Raw genomic sequence first — 18,470 nt, forward strand, 5'->3', positions numbered from 1 at the left:
ATGTCGTCCTCTTCATCTCTCGCCCCATCTGCAGTTCTAAACAAGGAACAGCATGAAAAGACCTGGGAGAAATTCGGTACCGAGCAATACGACGTCGTCATTATCGGCGGCGGTTCTGTAGGCGCTGGCGCTGCGCTCGATGCCGCAACCCGTGGTTTGAAGACTGCGGTCATTGAAACTCGTGACTTCGCAGGCGGTACCTCTAGCCGCTCCTCAAAGATGTTCCACGGCGGTCTGCGCTACCTGCAGATGTTGGACTTCCGCCTGGTAGCTGAATCCCTGCGCGAGCGCGAACTGTCCATGTCGCATCTGGCACCGCACCTGGTTAAGCCACTGCGCTTCGTCTTCCCTCTGACTCACCGCGTATGGGAGCGTCCGTTCATGGCATCGGGCTTCTTCCTTTACGACGTCATGGGTGGCGCCAAGCAGGTTCCGATGCAGAAGCACTACTCCCGCAAGGGAACCCTGAAGCAGGCTCCGGGCCTGAAGGAAGATGCCGTGGTCGGCGGCGTTCGCTACTACGACACTCTGGTTGACGATGCCCGTCACACCATGACTGTCCTGCGCACCGCTGCTCACTTCGGCGCTGACGTCCGCACCTCCACCCAGGTTGTCGACTTCGTGAAGGAAGGCGAGCGCATCGTCGGCGCGAAGCTCCTTGACACCGACACTGGCGCGACCACCACTATCCGCGGCAACGTTTTCGTCAACGCCACCGGCATTTGGTCCGATGAGATTGAGAAGCTGGCTGGCGTCACCGGCAAGTTCCGCGTCCACACCTCCAAGGGTGTCCACATTGTTATTCCGAAGTCCGCTCTTGAGGGCTCGGTGGCAATGACCTTCGTGACTGAGAAGTCCGTCCTGTTCGTTATCCCGTGGGGTGAGTACTGGATTATCGGTACCACCGACACCGACTGGACCATGAACCTGGCAAACCCGGCAGCTACCCGCGCTGACATCGACTACATCCTCGATCACGTCAACGCCAAGGTTCGTCGTCCGATTACTTACGACGACATCGTCGGTGTCTACTCGGGTCTGCGTCCACTGGTGGAAGGCGACTCTGACTCCACCACCAACCTCTCCCGTAACCACGCTGTTGCCCACGTTGCTCCGGGCATGGTCTCCGTCGCAGGCGGTAAGTACACCACCTACCGCGTCATCGGTGCCGATACCATTGACGCTGCAGTCCAGGATGTCCCACGTAAGGTGCCGGAGTCCGTCACCGCTGATGTCCCGCTGCTCGGTGCTGATGGTTACCACGCACTGAACAACCAGAAGGCAGAGCTGGCCAAGCAGTTCGGTATCACCGAAAAGCAGGTCGAGCACCTGCTCAACCGCTACGGCTCCCTTATCTACGAGGTTCTGGCTCCGGCAGCTGAGGACAAGTCCCTGCTCGAGCCACTGGAGGCCGCTGAGCAGTACATGCGCGCTGAGGTCCTCTACGCAGTGACCCACGAGGGCGCAATGCACCTCGACGATATTCTGGAGCGCCGCCTGCGTGTCTCCATGGAGTACGCACACCGTGGCGTCGACAGTGCCCGGGCCACCGCGGAACTGGTTGCCCCAGCTCTGGGTTGGGACAAGGAGACGATGGAGAAGGAAATCAAGGTCTTCATCGAACGCGTCGAAGCAACCCTGGCAGCTGAGCATGAACTGACCGACAAGGCCGCTAACGAGATTGCTGCTCACGCAGTGGAGACTCGCGCGGATGTCGACGTCAGCCTCGACCGCTAGTTCATTTCCCACCCTCCCCTAGGTGGCCATACGAGTTAGCTCTTGAATGGCCACCAGCGCTGTAGCCACAACGAAATAGCTTCCTTCTCGGGAAAACGGCTTCGCACTTCAAAGGGCTGATGGGGTCGAAATAAAAGTGCCGGCGAAAAATAGTTTCTCGCCGGCATTTCTTATACCTAAAGAATTCTACGTTGCAAGATTCATCGTGACCTTGCCCGGTCACGACTCACAGAGAGTTTCTACATCTCATGGAGACAATCACAGGATCCCAGGCATTCCTCTGGGAGTTTTTCGGAACCGCCATTCTGATTCTGCTCGGTAACGGAGTCTGCGCCTCTATCAACCTCCGGACTACCCGCGCAGCAAATGCTGGTTGGATGGGCATTGCCTTCGGTTGGGGCATGGCTGTTTTCGCTGGCGCATCTATTGCCGACGTATCCGGCGGGCACTTGAACCCAGCGGTAACCGTCGCCCTGGCAGTCAAAGGCAGCCTGGCTTGGAGCCTGGTCCCCTACTATGCCGCAGGCCAGCTGTTGGGCGCATTCGTAGGTGCAATCCTGGCATGGGCCGCGTTTAAGCAGCTGTTCGATGCCAATGGCGTTGACGACAACGGCAATCCGACCAATGCGAATGCCGAAACCGGTGGCAACTTCTTCACCGCGCCGGTTCATCCAAATAACTTCTGGAATGCCGTCACCGAGTTCATCGCGACCTTCGTTCTGCTCGCATTCATCCTGTTCGGCCCAGCCGGCGGCGAGCTTGGCCCGCTGACCTACTTCGGTGTCTCGTTCATCATTGTGTCGATTGGTCTTTCCCTTGGTTCCCCGACTGGATACGCTATCAACCCTGTTCGTGACCTCGGCCCCGTTTGGCCTACGCTTTCGTGCTCCCGATTAAGGGCAAGGGCGATGCGAACTGGGCATATGCATGGGTCCCGATTGTCGCACCGATGCTGGCAGCTGTGGCTGCAGGCGCTCTTGCCTTTGCCATCGGATAACGGGAATATGAGAGTAAACGCACAATAAAATAGCGCAAGTCCGAAAACTCACATTTACACACAATTTCGCTAGGAGTATCCCCCATGATGCACAGCAAATATGTCCTCGCCATTGACCAGGGAACTACTTCCACCCGCTGCATCATCTTCAACCATGACGCAGAGATCGTCACTATCGCCCAGATGGAGCACAAGCAGATCTTCCCGGAAGAGGGCTGGGTCGAGCACGATGCCCAGGAGATTTGGACCAACACCCGTCGCGTAGTCAGTGAAGCTCTCGCTGATGGCGACATCTCCTCCCAGGACATTGAGGCAATCGGTATCACCAACCAGCGCGAAACCACTGTCGTCTGGGACAAGAACACCGGTGAACCGGTCTACAACGCCATCGTCTGGCAGGACACCCGCACGAACGCCATCTGTAAGGAGCTCATGGGGGATGAAGGCGCGGACCGCTGGCGTGAGACCACGGGCCTGCGTATCAACTCCTACCCGGCAGGCCCGAAGGTGCGCTGGATCCTCGACAACGTCGAGGGCGCTCGCGAAAAGGCCGAGGCTGGCGACCTGCTCTTCGGCACCATCGACACCTGGCTGCTGTGGAACCTCACCGGCGGCGCAGAGGGAGACAACGGCGAATCTGCAGTCCACGCAACGGACGTCACTAACGCATCCCGTACTCTCCTGATGGACCTCAAGACCCTCGAGTGGGATGAGGACATTTGCCGTGAGATTGGCATTCCAATGTCGATGCTGCCGGACATCCGCCCGTCGGTAGGCGACTTCGGCCGCGTTCGCGCCCGCGATGCGCTGGCCGGCCTGCCCATTACAGGTATTCTCGGCGACCAGCAGGCCGCCATGTTCGGCCAGGGCTGCTTCGGCGAGGGCGACACCAAGAACACCTACGGCACTGGCCTGTTCATGCTGATGAATACCGGCGAGAACCCGAAGTGGTCCGAGCACGGCCTCATCTCCACCGTCTGCTACCAGGTCGAGGGTGAGAAGCCGGTCTACGCTCTCGAAGGCTCTGTCTCCATGGGCGGCGCACTTGTTCAGTGGCTGCGTGACGAGCTGCAAATGATTCCAAATGCCGCTTCCATCGAGAACAAAGCAAAGAGTGTCAAGGACAACGGTGGCGTGTACATCGTGCCGGCATTCTCCGGTCTCTTCGCTCCTCGTTGGCAGCCGGACGCCCGTGGCGTCATCGTCGGCCTGACTCGCTTCGTTAACCGCAACCACATCTCCCGCGCTGTGCTGGAGGCTGCTGCGTACCAGACCCGTGAGGTTCTCGATGCCATGGTCGCAGAATCCGGTACGGACATCACGACGCTGAGCGTTGATGGCGGCATGACCATGAACGAGTTCCTCATGCAGTTCCAGTCCGACATCCTAGATGTCACTGTCACGCGCCCGAACAACATTGAAACCACTGCTCTCGGCGCTGCATATGGTGCAGGTCTGGGCGTTGGCTTCTGGTCGAGCTTGGATGAGGTCAAGGCTCACATCACGATTGACAAGAAGTGGCGTCCGAAGATGGAGGCCGAAGAGCGCGATCGCCTGTTCCACCAGTGGAACCGTGCCGTTGAACGCACCTACGGCTGGGTCGAGGATACCGATGCTGAGGAGGCACCGAAGCCTGAATAAGCCCTCGTAAGAGCCTAAAAATGGCTCGGAAAACCGATTCGGTTTTCCGAGCCATTTTTATTATAAATTCAGGGCTTGTTTGTTATAATAAAATTATTATCACTACCATCCACTCCTCGATTGAAAATAGAAAAGAGCAATCATGCGTCGCGCATCGATTTTCACTGCGAGTGTGACCACCGCCCTGACTTTGGCACTGGCCACCCCGGCAGCATCAGCAGCCCCAACGGACTTCATCAAGAACCCGCTGGAGCCAACCCCTGACCCGCAGTCCACTGCAATGGTCGAACTGCCAACTACCCCGGCGCCGACCACTACAGTTGACGGACGCCACGTGACGGTCACCGACGGCTACATGACCTCACAGGATGGCAAGGGCACCCAGATTTACTGGAAGTCCAACACCATTCCGAACGCCAAGGCCACTGTCGTCGTCGTGCATGGCGCTGCAGAGCACCTGGGTCGCTACGAGTGGGTAACCGGCAAGCTTCTGAACGCCGGCTACAACGTCTACCGCCTCGACCACCGCGGCCACGGCCACACGGGTCAGGTTGAAGGCACTCCAGTTGCTCGTGGCCACATCGATGATTTCCACTCGCTTGTCGATGACCTGCACATGCTTGTAGAGAAGGCCAAGGCGGAGAACCCGAGCACGAAGACCTTCCTGCTCGGCCACTCCATGGGCGGTCTTGCTGTGGACTTCCACGGCATCAAGTACCCGGGCAGTGTCGACGGCATCGTCGCCAACGGCGGTGGCGCTCTGTTCAACCCCTACGGCGGCACGGACAAGGGCGAAACCATCACCCCAGAAGCCATGACCGATGTCCAGCGCGAAGCACAGCCGACGATTTACCAGCGTTTGCCGTTCCAGGACATGACTACTTTCAACACGCGCATGCTCAAGGAAGTACCGAACCGTACCGAGATGCGCGTCCCATCGCTGCCGGGCACTGACCTGATTCAGGTTGGCAACCCGCTGGGTGCGAAAACCTCTTCTTCGCAGGCAGTGCGTGATGAATACGGCACTGATCCGTACAACAACTCCAAGCTTTCGCTCGGCATGGGACAGCAGATGGCGTTTGCCGCTACCTACAACGGCACCAACTCCGTCGACTTCGTTGAGCCGACCCTGGTCATGATGGGTGGCCAGGATGAGATTGTGCCGCCGTTCTTCTCGCGCGACTGGTACAACGGTATCTCGTCCACCGACAAGCAGCTGATCGAGTTCGAAGGCCAGTTCCACGAGACCTTCAATGAGCCGGCACAGCATGAGGCCATTGCGACGGCTATTGCCTGGCTTGATGCGCGCATCTAATTGAACGCTAAATAGGAACCGAGCTGCTTCCTAACAGTTACGAGTTCTTCATAGAGCTAACCCGGTGGAATGAGGGGCGATTGTCTTCTGACAATTGCCCCTCATTTTCTTTGCCCTGTTCTCTGCCAGCTATATAAGTGTGCAGTACTTGGCAATACAAACTACCGGGGGTATAGTTGGTATTGCAAGGTACTAGGTATGAAAAGGATTCTGCTCGAACAGCTTCCTTCTACCGCCGGAAAGAGAGCACAACGCCATGCCCAAACGCCCACAAACACAACTGAAGAAGGGAGTACTCGAGCTCGCCATTCTCAAGCTGATTTCTCGCGAAGAGCTCTATGGCGCGGCACTCGTCGCAAAGCTCAACGCCTACCCCCACCTCAGCGCGCCCGCAGGAACCGTCTACCCCCTACTCTCGCGGCTGACCACCAACGGCTTGATTAGCAATCGCTGGGAGGAATCCCCCAAAGGGCCGCCGCGCAAGTACTACTCACTGACAGCCAAAGGAAAGCAAACACTCACGCAACTGCATCAGGACTTCATCGACCTATCCGCCGACATGACCGCACTATTTTCCGAGGAGCCCCAATGAACACCTACCTCACTGCCATTGACCACAAACTGCGCGAAATCGGCATATCGCACGCACAACGCAAGGCGATCATCGCCGAGCAGGAGAGTCTTCTGCAAGAGCTTAACGACGTCCACGCGGACCTGACCGAAGAGCTGGGAACGGCGACCGACTACGCAAATTGCGTAGCCGAACAAGTTGGCGAACCAAACACCTTGCGCAGGTACCTCTCCAAACCGCTTCGGGTATTTACCAAAAGCGGTCGCGCTTCCCTGTGGAACATGGACGACCCGCGGATCCTCCAACCTCACCTGTTGGGTTTTGGCTGGTCTATCAACTGGGCCGCAGTAGCGACCAAGCTGGGGATTGTCCGACCGGACGATATTGACGGTGAGGTTATCTCTGAAATTCCAGCTCGCACACTGCAGGCGACCGCTCTTCTCCCCGCGGCCGTGACGGTTGCGCACGGAGTCGCACTGGCTATGTCCTGGAAGCAGTTGCCTGCAGAAGTCCACACCAAATGGAAGCTAAACGGCGAGGCAGTTCAGAAGACAGCACCGAAGGAAACTCTGCTTCTTCCCTTCGTGGTTTCTACGGTCGGAGCTGGATTTTCAGCTGCTTCGCTGCTCAAGGCAGATGACCGTGAAGACGCGCTGCGCGTTGCGTCCCTAGGCGCGCTCGCAAGCACAATTGCGCCATCTCAGCTGATCGGCATTCTCACGGAAGAAAACTCCAAGCTCAATCCAGCATTTGTGCGAGCTGGCGTTGCCCTCACTTCGGCCGTGGCTTCGTCTGCCTGCCTCGTCCTGCCCCTCCGAGCTGGGCTGAAGGCTGCGTGGAAGAAAGCTGGAGCAGCTTAAATCACGGTGCAGGATACATCAGCAGGTGAAAGACACATCAGCAAAATTGCTGTAATCCCGAATGTTGTACACAACCTCTACCACCTCGAGTGAGGCTATCCCCCTGGTTCAGTTGTGTTTTCGGTTGTGTTTCTACTCTCAACCTTCCTGGTGTTTTTACCTTCTCAATCCCCCAATTAATTTTTTAGCGCAGCTAAACAAGTCACGCCTGAAAAAAGCCACTTCACGACACAGGCGTCACCTCATGCCAGCTGTGGAGGTGGCATGAGGTGACATAGGTGTCGTGAAGTCGCGGATGAACTGGGGCGGGGCCGCACCTGCTTAACCGGCTCGCTTAACCGGCTCGCTTAACCGGCTCGAGAACTTCCTTGCCCATCATGAACGGGCGCAGCGCCTCCGGAATCACCACAGAACCATCGGCCTGCTGGTGGTTTTCCAGAATGGCGACCAGCCAACGCGTCGTGGCCAGCGTGCCATTTAGGGTGGCGCAGTACTGAGACTTGCCATCGGCATCGCGGTAGCGGGTCTTCAAACGACGAGCCTGGAAAGTCGTGCAGTTCGAAGTCGAGGTCAACTCGCGGTAGGTGTTCTGCGTCGGCACCCATGCCTCGGTATCGAACTTGCGGGCAGCCGATGCACCCAGGTCACCACCAGCAACATCGATGATGCGGTACGGAACATCGACCGCGGCCAGCATCTCGCGCTCCATGTTCAGCAGCTTCTGGTGCTCTGCCTCCGCCTGCTCCGGCGGACAGTAGGAGAACATCTCCAGCTTGTCGAACTGGTGTACGCGCAGGATACCGCGGGTGTCCTTGCCGTAAGAGCCCGCTTCACGACGGAAACAGGAAGACCAACCAGCGTAGCGACGCGGCCCCTCCGACAGGTCAATAATCTCGTTGGAGTGGTAGCCGGCCAGCGCGACTTCCGAGGTACCGACCAGGTAGAGGTCATCTTCCTGCAGGTAGTAGATCTCATCGGAGTGCGCACCGAGGAAGCCAGTACCCGACATGGTCTCCGGACGAACCAGCACCGGCGGCACCATCAGCTGGAAGCCATTCTGAGTTGCCTTCTGAGCAGCCAGGTTCATCATGGCCAACTGCAGCATGGCACCGTAACCGGTCAGGAAGTAGAAGCGGGAACCGGAGACCTTGACGCCACGCTCCATATCAATAAGACCCAGCGACTCACCGAGGTCCAGGTGATCTTTGGGCTCAAAGTCGAACTGTGGAATCTCACCGATTTCCTCCAGCACGACAAAGTCATCTTCGCCGCCGGCGGGCGCACCCGTAACGATGTTGCCAATCAGGTACTGCAGGCGCTCGACCTCAGCCTCGGCTTCCTTCTGCTCCGCTTCGGCTGCCTTCACGGCGTCGGAAAGCTCCTTGGCCTTCTCCAGCATGGCCGGGCGCTCTTCCTTCGACGCCTGACCAATCTTCTTACCGAAGCCCTTCTGCTCTGAACGCAGCGCGTCGGTGGAGGCAATAACCTCACGGCGCTTAGCGTCAGCTTCCAGCAGCTGATCGACCAATGCCGGGTCCTCACCACGGGTGCGCTGGGACTCGCGGGCTACTTCAGGGTTTTCGCGGAGAAATTTGAGATCAATCACGTCCCCTAGAGTACCTGGTTTACGTCGGCAAGCAGGCACAAGGCTTGCTAGAGTGCCGCTTCCGCTCCTGAGGCGACCAGCAGCGCGCCGAGGACGAGGAAGATCACGCCGGCGACAGTGTCAATCCACGGCCCTGCCAGCACCATTCGCTTGACGACGGCATCCGTCGACACCACGATTGCGATAAATAGGAAGAAAGCGATTTGGGAGACGATTAGCACCAACGTACAAAGCACAAGCGTCCCCACGGATGCGCCTGCGGGAATGAACTGTGAAAGCACTGCCGCGAGGAAGAGAACAATCTTCGGGTTCGACATGTTGGTGAAAAAACCCTGGCGGAACGTCGCCTTCGGTGACCGGAGCGCCTCACTTCCCAAGGCTGGTGCGGCACCGGCGCGCAGTTCGCGGAGAGTATTGATGCCTGCCTTGGCCATACTGATACCCATGTAAATGAGATAACAGCCACCGACAAGCTGGATTACGCCCATCAGCAAAGGATTGGCGGTGATGACAGCTGCGAACCCAAAAACTGTGAGGGTCATCCAGATAGTGGCGCCAGTACTGATACCCGCAACCGCTGCGATCGCGTGCTTTCGGGATTTGGTGGCAAGGCGCAGGATTAAGAAGACGTCAGGCCCTGGTGAGGCCATACCAATAATGTGGACGCCCAGCAGGCTGAGTAGTGCAGTCCAGGTCAAGACTCGTGTCCTCGGGTAGCGAACGAATACCGGACTATTGTAGTGCTTAAAGCTCTTGAGCAAATTTGGACCGCAAACTCGGGCAGAGCGTCGATGACTGAGCTCCCTGCAACGGCATCAACGCTCATGGCAGCGTTGTCGCTTTTAGCGTTACCTTGTCCACAGGCTCATTGGCGGTGCACAATGGGGTCACTATGGCTGATGACAATATGAACCAGGATCGCGAGCACGCTGCCGCCACAGACACTGACTCCGGTGCAGGTACTGGCGCAGATGCCAGCGCTGGTGCATCCTCCGCAGCCGGCAACGATGCCAACGCTTCGAATAACTCCCGTGGAAGCTGGGGAATGCGCGCTTTGTCGACGGCAATGCTGGTTGGCGCCGCGGGAATGGCATTCGCGCTGCAAGCGGGAGTCATCGAGCCACCGAGTGGGCCACTTGGGGGCAAGGGTTCGTCGGCAAGCGCGTCATCGTCGACAACGACGACCATCGTCGACAAGGAGACGACGGCGTTCACCAGCGCAACCGCGGGCAACTGTCTGGACTGGAATCTGGCAGAAGATTTGAATGTTTCTGACTTCCGCGTCGTGCCCTGTGAGCAGCCGCATGCTTATGAGGTCGCCAAGAAACTGAATCTCGCCGATTACGAGGAACATCCGGGGCAATACGCCAAAACTGCCAACTACCCGACAGCGGACAATTTGGTGGCTCTGCAAAATGGCGTGTGTCGCAACACTGTGACTGAATACCTGGGCGGCCAGTACGATCCAGACGGTCGATTTATCACGGCGCCGATCATTCCTTCACCTAGCCAGTGGGAAAAGGGTGACCGAACCTTCCTGTGCGGTATCCAGGTCGTCGATGAAGACGGCAACACGGCGCACATGTCCGGTCCTGCGGCCGGGCAGGACCAGTCCCGCGTGTTCGAAGGCGGCCGCTGCGTGACATTGGACGAAAACGGCGCCATCCGCCAGGTGCCGTGCGTGGAAGATCACCTGATGGAGTCGACGGGAGTTGTCAATCTCCGCGACCATTTCGGTGACAACGTCCCCACTGACCAGGAGCAAAATGATGTGCTCGCGGAACAGTGTGTGACTCTCGCGCAGAATTACCTCGGCGGTGACGACCCGCTGTATAACTCGACGCTACTGCCATTTTGGACGTCATTGTCGCAGGAGTCGCTCAATGCCGGCTCGCGCAGTGTGAACTGCTGGTTGATTAAGGACAATGGCCAGGGCGGGTTCTCCACTCTCAACGGCCACGCTAACGAGTCCTTCACTATCGACGGCCAGCCGCCCGTAGCTCCGCCACCGCGCAATCCGCTGCGGGAGGAGCAGGGTGACGCTGGCGCTGGCGCTGGCACAGGTGACGTCGGTGAGGTCGGTGCCGACGGTACTGGCGCAGGAGCAGGCGCTGCGGATAACGCAGTCGCTCCCGCCGGACAATAGAACAATCGGCCAGTAAAACAAGAGGACATTGCGAGGCAGCACCATAAATGGTTGACGTTAGCCCGGAGCGGTTCGATGCACTTGTCGATGAGGCCATCGACCGCATCCCCACGCAGTTTCTCGACCAGCTCGATCAGGTCATCATCCAGGTCCACCCGTATAACCTCGACGAACCCACACTGCTGGGCCTCTACGAGGGCATACCTCTGACCGAGCGTTCTAACAACCACTGGGGTCCGCCTGACCAAATCAGCCTGTATCGCGACATGCTCTGCCGCATCAGCCGCACCGAAGAGGAGCTGGTGGAGCAGATTCGGGTCACTCTCCTGCATGAAATCGGGCATTATTTCGGCCTCGAAGAGGAGGATTTGGACCGACTCGGCTACGGATAAGTTTGTCCCGCCGTGCACGGTCTCGTTCCTCTCGGCTTCTTCACGGCAGCTTTCTTCCTTGTAACCTTAATAATCATGAGCGACAACTCGAGCGAGAAGCCAGAAATCAGGGTCGGCGATAGGGAGCGCAACGCTGCCATGGAGCGTCTCGGCAATCATTTCGCTGACGGCTACTTGGATGTCGATGAATTCTCCAAGCGCGCCGAAGCTGCCGCAGTCGCTAAAACCCGCTCCCAACTACAAACACTCTTCGCAGACCTGCCCGCTGAGACATCCCCCGAGAGTTCACAGGGCACCCCGGCTAAACCGCAGCACCAAAGTGTCGATCAAGAGCTGCAGACTCTGATGAAAAAGGGCCGCCAGCTCAACATTGTTGACTCTGCTGCAGGCATCATCGTATGTGTCTCTATCGTTCTGATGTTTGCAACCAATATCGACAACGCATGGCTCGGCTTCATCGTCGCTGCGGCCGTTGCCCTCATCGGGCGCGCCGCACTGAACATCAATGATGACGAAGAAAAACTCCTCAACGAAATCAACGAAGCGGAATCCAAGCGTCGCACGGAACGCCTACGCCTGGCAGCTCAGAAGCGCCGCGAGATTCAGGAAGGCCAGCAATAACGGCCAGCAGTAACGGTCGCCGCCCAGCTGCCTGTCTAAGGCAACTCGCTGTCGCCCCAGCGGCGCACATCCCACGTGCCCGGTTCAATGCCAGCAGGCTTGCCGACGTCCACAGCGCTCGGAACCAGCTCGATTCGCTCAGTATTGGCAATGCGGTGCCGCAGTGCGTATTCCGGATTCACCCCGGTCAGATACTGCCCAATCAGACGAATAGCCGCGCCGTGGCTGACAATGACGACATCCTTGTTGCCGCCCTCCTTCGACTCCTTGGATTCACCACCTGTCGCTCCTGTCTGCTCCAGCAGCTGCTGTATCGTCGGCAGGTAGCGATTCAGCACGTCAGCACCGGATTCACCGCCGGGAAGGCGGTACTCCAGCTCCCCATTGAGCCACTGGTAGAAGGCGCGCATGTACTCCATGTGCGCATCGCGATCATTGCGCCCCTCCAGGTCACCGGCCTGAACCTCGTGGAGGCCACCCTCATGGCGGATGCGAACAGAAGTCTCTCCCAGGTGGTGCAGACTTGCGACCGCGCCTGCGCCAGTCTGGCGGGCACGCAGGGCATGGGATGTGACGATGTCACCGATTCTGTGCACGTCGGGAAGCAAAAGACGTCCCAGACTGCGCGCCTGCCTCACACCGAGGTCGGTGAGCGGTGCGCCCGGCAATGCGGTATCCAGACGGCGGTTGATGTTGCCGGTGGTCTGCCCGTGGCGGATGAAAATGATGCGCTGGGAATCAACCGGCATGACAGATTCAGGGCGGTCTGGGCGGTCATCGAGGAAAGGCAGCTGTCCAACTGGATTTTCGGGCGCGGCGGGTGTCATGTTTTACCTTCGTCCTTCCTTAAGCGCGTCGACCCACTCAATTGACTGGGAAATATCCGGTGGCGGGGTCATAATGCTGCGCCGACCGCCCTCAGCGACTGGCCAAGACCCCAGATAGCGCAAATCTTCGGCGTATTCGTGCAGTGCCGCGAGAGCCGCGGCAACCTGTGCATCATCAACGTGGCCGTTGCAGTCGATGTAGAAGCGGTAGAGGCCGAAAAGCTCGCGTGTCGGCCGTGACTCGATGCGGGTGAGGTTGACCTGTCGCACTGCGAACTCATTCATGGCACGCATTAGTGTGCCGGGCTGGTTCGGCAGCGTGAAGGAGACCGAGGTGCGGTCGGCGCCGGTGCGCGGCGTCGGCACGCCGGGGCGCCCCACCAGCAGGAAACGGGTGCGGGCACCGCGCACGTCGGCGACTTCAGTGGCCAGCGCATCAAGTCCGAGCAGTTCACCCGCGCGGGCAGGGGCAGCGCAAGCGTCGTGCGTGCCCTCGGCGACCTGGTGGGCCGCCGCCGCATTGGAGCTGGCCTGGTGAACTTCCACGCCCGGAAGGTTGGCGTCCACCCACTGTTTGACCTGCGGATACGCTACGGGATGTGTCGTAAAAGTACGCACCTGTTCCGCCGTCGTACCGGGACGGACCAGGATAGAGAACACCACCCCGACCTCGGTTTCGCGAAAAACCTGCAGCTCTGGCCCAGCGGCGAGGGCATCAAAAGTTGGTGTGACGGGACCGTCCACGCTGCTTTCGATAGCCACGCAGGCAAAGTCCGCTTCCCCTCGTCGCACGGCTCCAAGCGCAGCCGCGGGGCTATCCACCGGCACCGCATTGACCGCGGATTCCCCTGCCGGATCAATCTCGCCGGCACGCGCCATGTCCCACAGCGCCTGCTCGGTGAATGTGCCCGCAGGACCCAAATAAGTAACCGTCGTCATAAGCTCAGATTAGAGGGCTTCTACACTTATTGCATGACCTCTTCTTCCGAGATGCCCGCCCGCGCCCTCACTGAAGCCGTGCGCAGTGGCGCAATCTCGGTATCGGAAATCGTTTCGGAATTCGCCACGCTTGCCGACGACGCCGCGACCTATCCCGCCCGTTTCGGTATTGCCACGTCCTTGGCCGAGCACGCTGTCGACCGCGCGCGCAGCCTCACTGCCGGATCCGAACCCGCCCGGCGCGCTAGCCACGGTCTCCGGCGTGACCTCCTGGGTCTGCCAGTGGCAATCAAGGACCTATTCACCATCGCTGGGGTCGAATGCACGATGGGCTCGACCAACTTGGCTTTCACCGCCACCGAAACTTCGGACCCCGTGGCGAAACTGCTGGCTCGTGGCGCGGTCCTCACGGCGACGACACACACCTCCGAGGTCGGGATGACGGCCTACACCGAGCCGATTGGTTACACGGCCCCGGAAAACCCCTACTTCGCCACGCCCAATCAGCTGTCCAATCAGCCGGATACCACGCCACGCACTCCCGGCGGTTCCTCGGGCGGCAGCGCGGTTGCTGTCGCAACTGGTGTCGTTCCCGCAGCTCTGGGCTCTGACGGCGGCGGTTCTATCCGTGTGCCCGCCGCCTGCTGTGGCCTCGTTGGGTTGAAGCCAGCACATGATATTGCGGGTGGAAATCTCTCCACGCCTGCCTTCCTCACTCGCACAGTCGATGACGCAGCACTGCTGGCCGGGGTGCCACTTTCCTCAACCCCGCATGTTTTCCGACGTTCCCAGCGTCCCCTTCGCATCGGTGTCACTGTCAGCCCTTTTCATGCTGAGGTGGACGTCGATAAGCGCTGGGCAAACGGTGCGTGGGCGGCGGCTGACCGTCTTGCCGACGCCGGGTACGACGTGGTGGAAGTGCCCAGCCCCTACGATCCGGCAGGTCCGGACGTGTTCGAGATTTTTCGACGGACCATCACGCGAATGGCCACGAAATTGCCGCGCGCGGACTACTCCGAGATTGTGCAGTGGATTCGAGCCTGTGGCCAGGAGATTTCCGCAGCGGAGGCGACGGCGACACATCAGCAGCGGATGGCTCTGCCCGGCGCGATTCGGTCGCGTTGGGAAGTCGATGCGGTGATTACGCCAACGCTGGCGTTTGATCCGCCGCGTATTGGGCATTTCTCTGCGTTGGCGCCGTCGGAGGACTTTGACGAGCAAACCCGGTGGACACCGTGGTTGTCGCTGTGGAATCTGACTGGGTGGGCGAGTGTGTCGGTGCCGATTGCTGTGCCGGGTACGAGCGGTGCCAGCGCCAACACAGTGCACCCCGCCACCAGCGTCAATATCGGTGCGGTGCGCTGCGGCGAGGCAGAGCTACTGGAGATGGCTAGCGTGCTGGAGGCTGCTAACGCCAACTAGCGCACGTACTTCGCCGCCATTGCCGCCGCCTGTCCGGCGTATCCGCCACCAAAAAGCACCGCGTGCATGAGCACGGCGTAGAGCTGATGGAGTTCGCAGCTCTCGGCGAAATCCGGCAGGGGATGTACGGATTCGTAGCCACGCAAGATCTCGTTGAAGTGCGTTGCCCCGAATAGCGCCAGCAGTGCCAGATCTTCCTCGCGGGCTCCGCCGTGCGCTGCGGGGTCGATCAAAATCGCGCCGTCTGCATCCCACATGAGGTTTCCCCACCACAGGTCACCGTGGACACGCGCAGCGTCTGGCTCGTTGTCGAAATCTCCAGCCAAGAGTCGCTCAATGAGCTGGTCAAAGATGTCTAGCTGACGGTTATTGTAGGAGCTTTCCAACTTTCCCAGCGCTGGCAGCAGACGCCCTTTGGCCCAGTATTCACCGAAGCTCTCCCGTGGAGTCAGGTCCATCTGCAGTGGCTGATCCAGTGGACCGAAGTAACCGTGCCCCTCCCACCCATCGGGGCCGGCACCCCAGCCAGCAGCGCCCAGATTGTGGGTAATGGCCAACGATTTTCCGAACTCGTACGCTGCCTGCGGAGTCGGCACCGTCGACTCAATTCGACGCAATTTCAGCGCATGCCCGCTCACGCCCAGCACCTCCACTACGCGCGCACCGCCGTCAGCTTCACCCTCGCGCAGCCAACCCAGCCCCGCCGCCTCACAGGCGAAGAAGTCCCGCGGGACACCATGTCGGCTCTTGACATAAACATCCGACTCGTTGACTGCACGTTCGTTGTTCTGGTTCATTGCGGACATATTTCCAGCATATTCTTCTTCGTTCCCAACCCCTTTCAGCACGTCGCATGCAGGGTAACGCCAGCGCTACCAAGACTTGTATTGCTGTCTCGGTTCTCTTAGTCCGCTGTCGTTGCCTATTCTTTATTGGTATGGAAGGCAACTTCGACGACTCGCGCATTGCCCGCGACCGATACGGTAGGCCGCTTAAAGATCGCTATGGCCGCCCCATCTACCGCCGTGTGGACGAGGCGTCGCCGAAGCATGCCCGCCCCCGTGAGGCCGATTCGCGTGGCGCTTCACGACGCCCCATCCCGCCCCGTTCCGACCGCCCATCTAGGGCAGGGGCAGCCCGCCCAGCGCCTATGCCTCCGCGCAGGTCTAGGCCGCAACCGGAACGTCGGCAGGCGCCACTGAACGAAACGCGCATTGAGTCCCGTCCACCGGTGAACCGGGCCGGTAGCGGACGCGCTGGCAGCGATCCGCGGTTTCCCCCGCCCGGATATAACCCGGATGCGGATTTCCAATCTTCCTCGCACGGCTCGTCACAGGACTACTACAGTGCCCCACAAGCAGCGAGTTCTGGCCGTGGTGGACGCCGTGGCAGTCGTGGCGGCGCCGGCGTCAGGTCTGGGTTCCGCATGCCACGCTTGCGACTGCCACGCTTGCGCTTTAAATCCATCATCCTGCTTCTCGTCATCTTCCTTGTCGTCACAATGGCACTTGTCGACATCCGCCTGACCAGGGTCGATGCGTTCTCCGGTCTGGCAGATCGCCCTGCCAATACGATGTCCTCCAACTGGTTGCTTGTCGGTTCGGACTCTCGTACGGGCTTGTCAGAGGAAGATGCCGCCAAGCTGTCGACGGGCAGTGGTGATTTCGGCCAGCGCACCGACACCATCATGATTGCCCACATTCCGGTGCTCGGTAAGCCGAAGTTGGTCAGTATCCCGCGTGACTCCTTCGTGGATATCCCGGGCAATGACAAGAACAAGATCAATGCGGCATTCGCATTTGGTGGCCCCCAGCTACTCATCGACACTGTAGAGAAAAACACTGGAATTCACATCGACCACTACGCCGAAATTGGCTTTGGCGGTTTCGCCGGTGTCGTCGACGCTGTCGGTGGTATCGAGATGTGCCCTGAAGAAGCCATCGACGATCCGCTGGCAGGCCTGAATATCCAGGCCGGTTGCCAGAAATTCGACGGCGCGGGCGCCCTGGGTTACGTGCGCACGCGTGCTACCGCCCAGGGAGACTTGGACCGCGTAGAGCGGCAGCGTGAATTCATGAGTGCGCTGATGGGACGGCTGAAATCACCTGCGGTATGGCTCAACCCCTACCGCTGGATTCGCCTGGCCAATGCTGGCACTAAGGCCGTGTTCGTCGGCGATGGTGACCATGTCTGGCATCTGACCTGGCTGATGTTGCGCATGCTCTTCGGTTCCGATTCCCTTACCGTGCCTACCTCAGGCGCCATGGATACCGGTTATGCGGGCAATGTGCTGCTCTGGGACGAAGTCGAAGCGCCAGCACTTTTTGCGGAGCTGAGATAGTCAAGAAGGTAGCTAAAACAGCTTCAGATAGCTTTCGAGACAACTAACGCGTGTGACTTAGCTTTTTGCTGAGCCACACGCGTTAGTTTTTAAACCAGCTACGCCTAGTTCCGAATGGTCACCTGACGGGACACGATGGTCTCACGGGACTTACGCTCCTCGGCGGTCAGCGGCTCTTCGCTGGCCAGCGCCTCAGCGATACGCTTGTCGGCCTCTTCCACGGCAGCAATCCAGTGGTCGTGCGGCTTGGTGTTATCCAGGTCCCAGACCGGCACCAGCAGGCCATCGGTGCGGAAGACACCAGCGAACTTAGTGCCCTCTCCCAGCGAAAGGTTGTCCGCAGCGTGCACGCGTGCCAAGGCGTCCAGCAGTGGCTTCTCATCTTCACGGCGCACCCAGCGGATGTGAGCGCGCTCGCCCGGATCAATCCACCACACAGCGCCAGCGACCTTCGCATCCAGGCGGTACGACGGGAGAATCGCGTCGTTAGCCACGGCCAGGTTCTGCTCGATCATCGGGGTGCGTTCAATGCCCTTGGGAATCCACCACTCGAAGTCCTGGTGGACCTCCAGGTTGTCGAGATCCACGGCGGTCAGGACGTCGGTAAGCGGTGCGGCCTCGCCGTCAGTGGCGGAGGAGAGCTGCTGGCCCGGCTCTGCGTCACGGGCCCATGCCAGCGCACGGGAGAGATCCGCAGCGCCGTCATTGGTGCGCGCCTGCGTCTGCAGCGCGACGAAAGCCTCATTGCCCTGGTCAGCGGCACGCGTCAGGGCAGCAACGCCGCCTGGCAGCACGGTGCAGAGCTTGATGTCACGCTCGGCGTCAGCGACCGTGACCGGAATGACCACAGCCGGTGCGAACTCGCGGACAGCCACGATGTCAGCCTCTTCGTCGAAGTCCTTGAACGGACGCGGATTACCCAGCAGCGCTGCACGCTCAGCAGCGCGGGCTGCCAGCTTCGCCTGACGACGGCTCATGCCCTCCGGGGCCTGATTATTCTTCTTACGAGATTTCTTTCCCACAAGGCCACAGAATACCTATTCGCTCTCCGTAAT

At 59.5% G+C, this 18,470-nt stretch carries 16 protein-coding genes and 1 pseudogene; 11 read left to right on the forward strand and 6 right to left on the reverse strand.

The window, feature by feature from the left end; genetic code table 11:
- The 6 genes and pseudogenes from HMPREF2878_RS03095 (at nucleotide 1) to HMPREF2878_RS03120 (ending at nucleotide 7,121) form a co-directional block, all read left to right on the forward strand.
- Nucleotides 1–1,737: a glycerol-3-phosphate dehydrogenase/oxidase gene (locus HMPREF2878_RS03095; RefSeq protein WP_070652834.1), complete on the forward strand. Its 1,737-nt coding sequence runs from the start codon at nucleotides 1–3 to the stop codon at nucleotides 1,735–1,737.
- 248 nt (nucleotides 1,738–1,985) lie between these two features.
- Nucleotides 1,986–2,734: pseudogene (locus tag HMPREF2878_RS03100) on the forward strand (MIP/aquaporin family protein).
- A gap of 84 nt (nucleotides 2,735–2,818) precedes the next feature.
- On the forward strand, nucleotides 2,819–4,375 hold the full coding sequence (glpK, locus tag HMPREF2878_RS03105; RefSeq protein ID WP_049171835.1) for a glycerol kinase GlpK: 1,557 nt from the start codon (nucleotides 2,819–2,821) through the stop codon (nucleotides 4,373–4,375).
- A 142-nt stretch (nucleotides 4,376–4,517) separates the two neighbouring features.
- On the forward strand, nucleotides 4,518–5,690 hold the full coding sequence (locus HMPREF2878_RS03110) for an alpha/beta hydrolase (protein WP_049171838.1): 1,173 nt from the start codon (nucleotides 4,518–4,520) through the stop codon (nucleotides 5,688–5,690).
- Nucleotides 5,691–5,946: 256 nt separating this feature from the next.
- Nucleotides 5,947–6,282: a PadR family transcriptional regulator gene (locus HMPREF2878_RS03115; RefSeq protein WP_049190945.1), complete on the forward strand. Its 336-nt coding sequence runs from the start codon at nucleotides 5,947–5,949 to the stop codon at nucleotides 6,280–6,282.
- Nucleotides 6,279–7,121 carry a DUF5808 domain-containing protein gene (locus tag HMPREF2878_RS03120; protein ID WP_070549939.1) on the forward strand — a complete coding sequence of 281 codons (843 nt, stop codon included), beginning with the start codon at nucleotides 6,279–6,281 and terminating at the stop codon, nucleotides 7,119–7,121. The genes HMPREF2878_RS03115 and HMPREF2878_RS03120 overlap by 4 nt, the downstream gene beginning before the upstream one ends.
- A 334-nt stretch (nucleotides 7,122–7,455) precedes the next feature.
- Here HMPREF2878_RS03120 and serS read toward each other — a convergent pair whose 3' ends face one another.
- Both serS and HMPREF2878_RS03130 read right to left on the reverse strand, forming a co-directional pair.
- Nucleotides 7,456–8,727: a serine--tRNA ligase gene (gene serS, locus HMPREF2878_RS03125; protein WP_048731242.1), complete on the reverse strand. Its 1,272-nt coding sequence runs from the start codon at nucleotides 8,725–8,727 to the stop codon at nucleotides 7,456–7,458.
- Nucleotides 8,728–8,774: 47 nt separating this feature from the next.
- Nucleotides 8,775–9,425, reverse strand: coding sequence for a LysE family translocator (locus tag HMPREF2878_RS03130; protein ID WP_016421665.1), 651 nt, complete (start codon nucleotides 9,423–9,425; stop codon nucleotides 8,775–8,777).
- 194 nt (nucleotides 9,426–9,619) lie between these two features.
- On the opposite strand from HMPREF2878_RS03130, the gene HMPREF2878_RS03135 reads away from it, so the two are divergent.
- From HMPREF2878_RS03135 to HMPREF2878_RS03145, 3 genes are all read left to right on the forward strand, one after another.
- Nucleotides 9,620–10,873, forward strand: coding sequence for a septum formation family protein (locus HMPREF2878_RS03135; protein WP_240593260.1), 1,254 nt, complete (start codon nucleotides 9,620–9,622; stop codon nucleotides 10,871–10,873).
- Nucleotides 10,874–10,920: 47 nt separating this feature from the next.
- Nucleotides 10,921–11,265: a metallopeptidase family protein gene (locus tag HMPREF2878_RS03140; protein WP_038626990.1), complete on the forward strand. Its 345-nt coding sequence runs from the start codon at nucleotides 10,921–10,923 to the stop codon at nucleotides 11,263–11,265.
- A gap of 75 nt (nucleotides 11,266–11,340) precedes the next feature.
- The gene (locus tag HMPREF2878_RS03145; protein WP_069359729.1) at nucleotides 11,341–11,886 is read left to right on the forward strand and encodes a DUF1707 SHOCT-like domain-containing protein; all 546 of its coding nucleotides are present in this window, start codon (nucleotides 11,341–11,343) and stop codon (nucleotides 11,884–11,886) included.
- Nucleotides 11,887–11,921: 35 nt separating this feature from the next.
- On the opposite strand, the gene HMPREF2878_RS03150 is transcribed toward HMPREF2878_RS03145, so the two are convergent.
- Both HMPREF2878_RS03150 and pheA read right to left on the reverse strand, forming a co-directional pair.
- A complete protein-coding gene (locus HMPREF2878_RS03150; protein ID WP_070652835.1) occupies nucleotides 11,922–12,713 on the reverse strand; it encodes a histidine phosphatase family protein in 792 nt (263 codons plus the stop codon).
- 3 nt (nucleotides 12,714–12,716) lie between these two features.
- Nucleotides 12,717–13,652 carry a prephenate dehydratase gene (gene pheA, locus HMPREF2878_RS03155; RefSeq protein WP_070652836.1) on the reverse strand — a complete coding sequence of 312 codons (936 nt, stop codon included), beginning with the start codon at nucleotides 13,650–13,652 and terminating at the stop codon, nucleotides 12,717–12,719.
- A gap of 33 nt (nucleotides 13,653–13,685) precedes the next feature.
- Between pheA and HMPREF2878_RS03160 the strand changes: the two genes are divergently transcribed.
- Nucleotides 13,686–15,074, forward strand: a complete 1,389-nt coding sequence (locus HMPREF2878_RS03160) for an amidase (protein WP_070652837.1) — start codon at nucleotides 13,686–13,688, stop codon at nucleotides 15,072–15,074.
- Here HMPREF2878_RS03160 and HMPREF2878_RS03165 read toward each other — a convergent pair.
- The gene (locus HMPREF2878_RS03165) at nucleotides 15,071–15,880 is read right to left on the reverse strand and encodes a fructosamine kinase family protein (RefSeq protein ID WP_070549934.1); all 810 of its coding nucleotides are present in this window, start codon (nucleotides 15,878–15,880) and stop codon (nucleotides 15,071–15,073) included. The genes HMPREF2878_RS03160 and HMPREF2878_RS03165 overlap by 4 nt on opposite strands.
- A 131-nt stretch (nucleotides 15,881–16,011) precedes the next feature.
- Here HMPREF2878_RS03165 and HMPREF2878_RS03170 point away from each other — a divergent pair, with 131 nt between their 5' ends.
- Nucleotides 16,012–17,415, forward strand: coding sequence for an LCP family protein (locus HMPREF2878_RS03170; protein WP_306295205.1), 1,404 nt, complete (start codon nucleotides 16,012–16,014; stop codon nucleotides 17,413–17,415).
- 104 nt (nucleotides 17,416–17,519) lie between these two features.
- On the opposite strand, the gene HMPREF2878_RS03175 is transcribed toward HMPREF2878_RS03170, so the two are convergent.
- Nucleotides 17,520–18,437 carry a DUF5926 family protein gene (locus tag HMPREF2878_RS03175; protein ID WP_048731261.1) on the reverse strand — a complete coding sequence of 306 codons (918 nt, stop codon included), beginning with the start codon at nucleotides 18,435–18,437 and terminating at the stop codon, nucleotides 17,520–17,522.
- Nucleotides 18,438–18,470 lie beyond the last annotated feature (33 nt).

This window comes from Corynebacterium sp. HMSC065H09 (assembly GCF_001812845.1).
In the GTDB taxonomy this organism is placed as follows: Bacteria; Actinomycetota; Actinomycetes; order Mycobacteriales; family Mycobacteriaceae; genus Corynebacterium; species Corynebacterium jeikeium_D.